The following is a 5,260-nucleotide window of genomic DNA, read 5'->3' as shown; positions in this document are numbered from 1 at the left end:
GCATTTACTGGAGGTGCAGCACTTCTTGCAGCAAATCGAATTATAAACGTAAAAGATGTGTTTTGGTTGGAGGAATTAGGCATGCCTGAATGCCTTTGGGTTTACGAAGTAAAAGATTTTGGTCCATTAGTTGTCGCTATAGATTCACATGGGAACAATCTCTTTGCGGAAGTAAATAGCCATGTTAGAGAAAACGTAACAGAAGTTTACAAACAGTTAAATATAATTTAACTTGGAGGCTTAAAAATGGAACTTGATGAAATCATTGAGACTGTTGCTATAGAACTCCTGAGATCAGCAGTTACTAAACTTCCAGATAGTATTGAGAACACACTACTTAAAGCTTTAGAGGAGAGCAAAACTGCAATTGCCAAAACACAGTTACAAGCTATTGTAGATAATTTCATAACTGCAAAAACTTCAGTACGTCCCATGTGCCAAGACACAGGAGTCGTTTCCTTTTTCGTTAAGGTGGGAGAACAATTTCCGATTATTGCAGAATTACTAAACATACTAAGAAAGGCTACTATTAAAGCTACACGGGATATTCCCTTAAGACCAAATACTGTTGATCTTTTCAAGGGAAATACTGGCAACAATGTAGCAGATTACATCCCATGGATTTATTGGGAGATTGTTCCTAACAGTAATGTATTAGAACTCGTTGCATTTCCAAAAGGTGGAGGGAGTACAAACGTCTCAAAACTTGGATTATTGAAACCAGGAGAGGGGATAAAGGGGATAAAAAGATTTATTGTTGATTCAGTAGTTGATGCTGGAGCAAAAGGATGCCCTCCTTACTTCTTAGGGATAGGGATAGGAGGAGGAGAAGATATAGCAATGAATTTGGCGAAAAAAGCCTTGCTTCGTTCTGTTGGTTCACATAATCCAAACTTAAAGATCGCAGAATTAGAAAAGGAACTACTTAAAGCGCTAAATGAATTGAAAATAGGTGTTATGGGACTGGGTGAGGGTCCAACTGTTTTATCAGTCCATATCGAAGTTGCTGGAAGGCATCCTGCAAGTTTACCTGTTGGAATTGTCTTCAGTTGCTGGGCGGATCGACATGCAGGTGCTCAAATTGATTCAGAAGGTAATATAACATATCTAAGTTTTTAGGTTAGTTCTGTCTAATATCCAAAGCACTTTTCTTCTGAACTTAATAGAGTGCTCTCAATCAATATAAATCGTTTTTTAAAACGTTTTTTCAGTACTTCCCAGCGATAGATTTTTTAAAAATGATTGTGGGTTTTCATAAGAGACCAATAGCTATCTCGGTGGACTCATATGGATAAGGAGATGACAAGGCAAGACGAAGCGTGGAATGGCAAGGCAAACGAAATTAGAGAAAAAATGCGATATACAGAGCTGCTAACAAGAATTGTCAGTTGTTTTGAAGATCATTTGAAAACAGCAGTCGAGAAAGTCACACAATTACGCCCCCGTTTTATAACCATCAATGATATAACGAGCATTAGAAAAATGGGTCGTACAGGAAAAATACATCTTGTTTCAGTCAATCTCGGTACGGATGCTGGTTGCTTTACAACAATGATTGCACTAAAAATCTCTTCAAGCCCTAAGAAGGTCATTCAAGAAGCAGAGAACTCTCAGATGTTAACACAGAGACTAGAACAACTTCCTGCTGATTTTGATTATCTAAAGACGCCTAAATTAATCCACAGTGATCCAGAATCTCGTCTACTTATCTATGAGGGTATCTTTGGACAAACGTATACAGAAACGAAGATAGAGAGAACCTTTAAAGCCAAAACTGTGGGAAAACTCCTTGCGGCAATCCATGGATCACAGACAGACCGGATCGATGTGGATAAGTACAAGGGTTTGATGGGGTTAATATTGCTTGATTTGCCGCTCACTGATCAGCATAAGAGGGACATCGCTCTCGCAGTCGACTTCCATCTCAGCAAAATGAGAAATTCAATTGGTGGTAGCCTTATTTTTGCAGACTTTCATATGGATAATGTAATTTTCGGCCAGAGTATTAAGCATGACGATCTGGATTACTCAGTTCTTAAAGACATGTCTGCAGTGTACAAACAAAACGTTTACATCATTGATCCAGAATACATGTACCCCGGAGATAGTGATCGTTTCGAAGATATTGGAACTTTTTTTGCCTATCAATGTTTACAGGAGTTTAGACAATTTGGAACCATAAATGAGACTAGAAAGGATATTCTGACCTTTCTGTTAGGTTATAATCAGGTTCTAAAATTAATCGCGAGGAAAGATTTAGCGGATTTATACCCTCATGGTGTTCCGATTGGGTTCCACATGGCATACAACCTGTTCCTGGGTGCAAGGGAATTAATAAGAAAGGCACAGGGCGACGAAAAAGTGCTCCCCGAAGTAGAAGACAGAATACTTTTGGGAATACAACTTCTCCAAAATGATATCATTTAAAAGCATCTTTTTCAATAGTAGATACATAGTTTGCTATTGAACTTTTAAAACAATATTTTATAGATACGACCAATTCTGTCTATTATAACGACAACTCTGGGTACTAATTCTATCGATTTCTATTAAGATGAATATAGGCAACTTTACCTAACCAAAATCTAATTAAATAATAGTCTTGCTGTAAGCTATGAGAAGACATGAAGTTCAAAAATTACCTCATCGGAGGACAATGAACTAATGAAAGAAGACCGCCCTTTATTTACACAACACTTACATGTTCCTTGGAAAAACGCATATGTACAAAATAGGAATGGAAAACCAAAACTAAAAGCAGGAGAATGCGTATTCTGCAAACTCGTAGATAGAGACCCGGACGTAGTTTCGAATGAAGTATATAGAAATGATGTAGCCCTTGTAGCACTCAATCTTTATCCATATAACCCCGGTCACTGTCTCGTTATCCCACTATCTCATAAAGAGCATTTTAGTGAACTCACAGAAGAAGAAATATTCAATGTCTTTCGGTTGGCTCAAAAGTTCGTTAGACTATTAGAAGAACTCTACCACCCACATGGCTTTAACATTGGATTCAATGAGGGCAACGCTGCTGGCGCTAGTATTGACCATTTTCATATTCAGATAGTTCCCCGTTATAACGGAGACATAGGTTTCATGGAGATTTTAAGTGGTTCCCGCATTTTGGTTGAGAATGTTGATGAAACTCTTGAAAAACTACGAAAGAATGTCTACAAACTAAAGGATTACTAAACCTTGTTGTGAAGTTATTACTGAAATTTTATTAATTCTAGGCTAAGAAAAACTATCTTTCATTGAGCTCAACTTTTTTCAATTTGCAGGCGGAATGTTATTTTTTCATTCCCCATTTGTTGATGATGATTACTGCGATACTCAGCAATGTTTTATTTAAAACTCTTAAGAAAAAATAAAACTTGGCGAGAAACCAAAATTTTAACTTTAATCTCGTTGATAGAGAGAGTCACAAATTTATTTCGCTCGAGATATCGAGAGACATTTAAGGTTTCATGTTTCGTAAAAGTAGAGACATCAATAGGAATTTTGTCGATGGATGATATTGCTAAGGACTTTAACAAATTCAAAGGAAAATTTGTAGGAAAAGACAGTTCACTAAGAAAGATCAGTTGGTCTGAATTAGCTAACAAGTATCCTAAAATTCATACTTGTCTAAAAAAGCCGCATATATTTCAGCCCTGTGAATCAATCATACATCCAGAACACGGAGAAATCTATGTAGTTCCTGTTAACAACTTATTTTATCAGTTTATTCTTTACTGCCCAAAAACTGATGAACTCTGGGAGACCTTCACGACTAGTGATGAGTCTGAAACTTCGGAAACATCCGCCTAACTCGATTAAACTTCTAATCTCTCTTTTTTTAAATTAACCGAATTGCTTTTTCAAATAACTCAATTTCAATAAGAAAAACAAAATAAATTTTAAGTTTAAGCGTTCTAGAGAAAAAAGAAAGGATTTTTGTTAGTTTAAGGTAAAGGATATACGTTCTGTCCCCTTGGAAACTCTATGACAAATTCATATTCAATAAAGAATTCGCTTTTAGCCGGTACTTCTACTTCCCATTTATAAATACCAATTCGCGTTTCTTTAGGCTCTGGTTTCATGGATTTTATTTCGACCTCAACCTCTTCACTTTGTGACTTTGGTATTCTGTCATAAACTGTTATGAGGGAATCTTCTCGAAGGTTTTCGATCTTAAGTTGATACTTATAAGATCTAGTTGATTTCTTACCGACAAGCCCAGTTTTTTCAGCCTCACGCTCCATGAGTTTCTTTTCCGCTTTGATCGTTGGACTTACTCTAGCTCCAGCGTCGAATTCTTCGCTTGGTGCGATTTTTGGTAAATTCGTTGCTCCAATAAAATCCTGACCTTCAAATACTTTTGCTCGGCCTGGGAGAAGCGTCACATCACCGTTTGTAATTTTTAAAAGTTCAATAACTTCATTGCCGAGATAGGCATCCCAATAAAACTCACGTTTGAATTGCAACTTGTACGTTTGTGCTAAAAAGCCATGTGGTTCTCCATCAGGGGGAATCGTAACTTTCTCGGGTAATTTGAACACCTGAACTTCGCCTTCTGAACGCAGTTCAGCTTCTACAACTTTCAGATCTGGCGCAGGTGGAGGCATTAGGGCAGGTTCTTCCTCATAAGGTGCACCAGCAAGATCTTCATCCATTTCTTCTATTTCAGCCATTTTCTTTTCAGCTTCAAACATATCTCTTCTTGCCGCACTCCTGGGCTTTGCTACGTAGGGGGTCCCCAGATAGATATAGTATGGTTCTGGTTCTTGAATACTTGTGACATTTGTCGAAACGGTGCTTAGTGTTAAGTACGCATTATTCCATGGTTCGAATGTAGAATTCCTGACTAATACAAATTGCTCTACCTTGGCTGACTCTGACTCAAGAGTAATGTCATAAGTAGGATGCCAATATGAATCATAGATACGGTAAGTAACATCTAATTCAAAATCAGATTCTTGGTCAACATCGACGTTAACTACAATATCATAAAGTCGCTCAGTTTGCTCCCTAAATTGTGCATTTAACATTTCTAGTTGCGCATTTTTATCATCTATCTTTTCCTGTAATTTCTTAAGTTTTAGATCAAGGTCAAGCAATTTGGTGGAAAAATCTTGGAATACATAGGCTTCGAGAGTTTTTAATTTTTCAATGTCAATTTTACCCATAGCCCATCGTCTAAGGAAATGTTCTTCATGAGTTGTTTTGTTCCATAGGCTCAATAAACCTTCTTGTTGCTGTGCCAGAGCCGCTTTTT

At 37.3% G+C, this 5,260-nt stretch carries 6 protein-coding genes; 5 read left to right on the top strand and 1 reads right to left on the bottom strand.

The features are described from left to right. From QVB70_RS18185 to QVB70_RS18165, 5 genes are all read left to right on the top strand, one after another. A partial coding sequence (locus QVB70_RS18185; protein WP_287589278.1) for a fumarate hydratase C-terminal domain-containing protein occupies positions 1 to 231 on the top strand: 231 nt, incomplete at its 5' end. Positions 232 to 246: 15 nt separating this feature from the next. Next, a complete protein-coding gene (locus tag QVB70_RS18180; RefSeq protein WP_287589276.1) occupies positions 247 to 1,119 on the top strand; it encodes a fumarate hydratase in 873 nt (290 codons plus the stop codon). 168 nt (positions 1,120 to 1,287) lie between these two features. After that, complete coding sequence (locus QVB70_RS18175) at positions 1,288 to 2,427, top strand: hypothetical protein (protein WP_287589274.1); 1,140 nt, start codon at positions 1,288 to 1,290, stop codon at positions 2,425 to 2,427. Between the two features lie 237 nt (positions 2,428 to 2,664). Continuing rightward, the gene (locus QVB70_RS18170) at positions 2,665 to 3,195 is read left to right on the top strand and encodes an HIT domain-containing protein (protein ID WP_287589271.1); all 531 of its coding nucleotides are present in this window, start codon (positions 2,665 to 2,667) and stop codon (positions 3,193 to 3,195) included. A 315-nt stretch (positions 3,196 to 3,510) separates the two neighbouring features. Then, positions 3,511 to 3,813 carry a hypothetical protein gene (locus QVB70_RS18165; RefSeq protein WP_287589269.1) on the top strand — a complete coding sequence of 101 codons (303 nt, stop codon included), beginning with the start codon at positions 3,511 to 3,513 and terminating at the stop codon, positions 3,811 to 3,813. Between the two features lie 134 nt (positions 3,814 to 3,947). Here the strand turns inward: QVB70_RS18165 and QVB70_RS18160 are convergent. Next, the coding region (locus QVB70_RS18160) for a DUF4139 domain-containing protein (protein ID WP_287589268.1) at positions 3,948 to 5,260 on the bottom strand (1,313 nt) is incomplete at its 5' end.

It is taken from the genome of Candidatus Borrarchaeum sp. (genome assembly GCF_019058535.1).
In the GTDB taxonomy this organism is placed as follows: domain Archaea; phylum Asgardarchaeota; class Sifarchaeia; order Borrarchaeales; family Borrarchaeaceae; genus Borrarchaeum; species Borrarchaeum weybense.
Note: the sequence above shows the minus strand (reverse complement) of the source record. Positions and strands in the feature narration are given on the sequence as shown.

What these genes read in the sequence shown, in the direction of transcription:
- QVB70_RS18175 (WP_287589274.1), top strand. Translation starts at nt 1,288, where the DNA reads ATGGATAAGGAGATGACAAGGCAAGACGAAGCGTGGAATGGCAAGGCA.
- QVB70_RS18170 (WP_287589271.1), top strand. Translation starts at nt 2,665, where the DNA reads ATGAAAGAAGACCGCCCTTTATTTACACAACACTTACATGTTCCTTGG.
- QVB70_RS18180 (WP_287589276.1), top strand. Translation starts at nt 247, where the DNA reads ATGGAACTTGATGAAATCATTGAGACTGTTGCTATAGAACTCCTGAGA.
- QVB70_RS18165 (WP_287589269.1), top strand. Translation starts at nt 3,511, where the DNA reads ATGGATGATATTGCTAAGGACTTTAACAAATTCAAAGGAAAATTTGTA.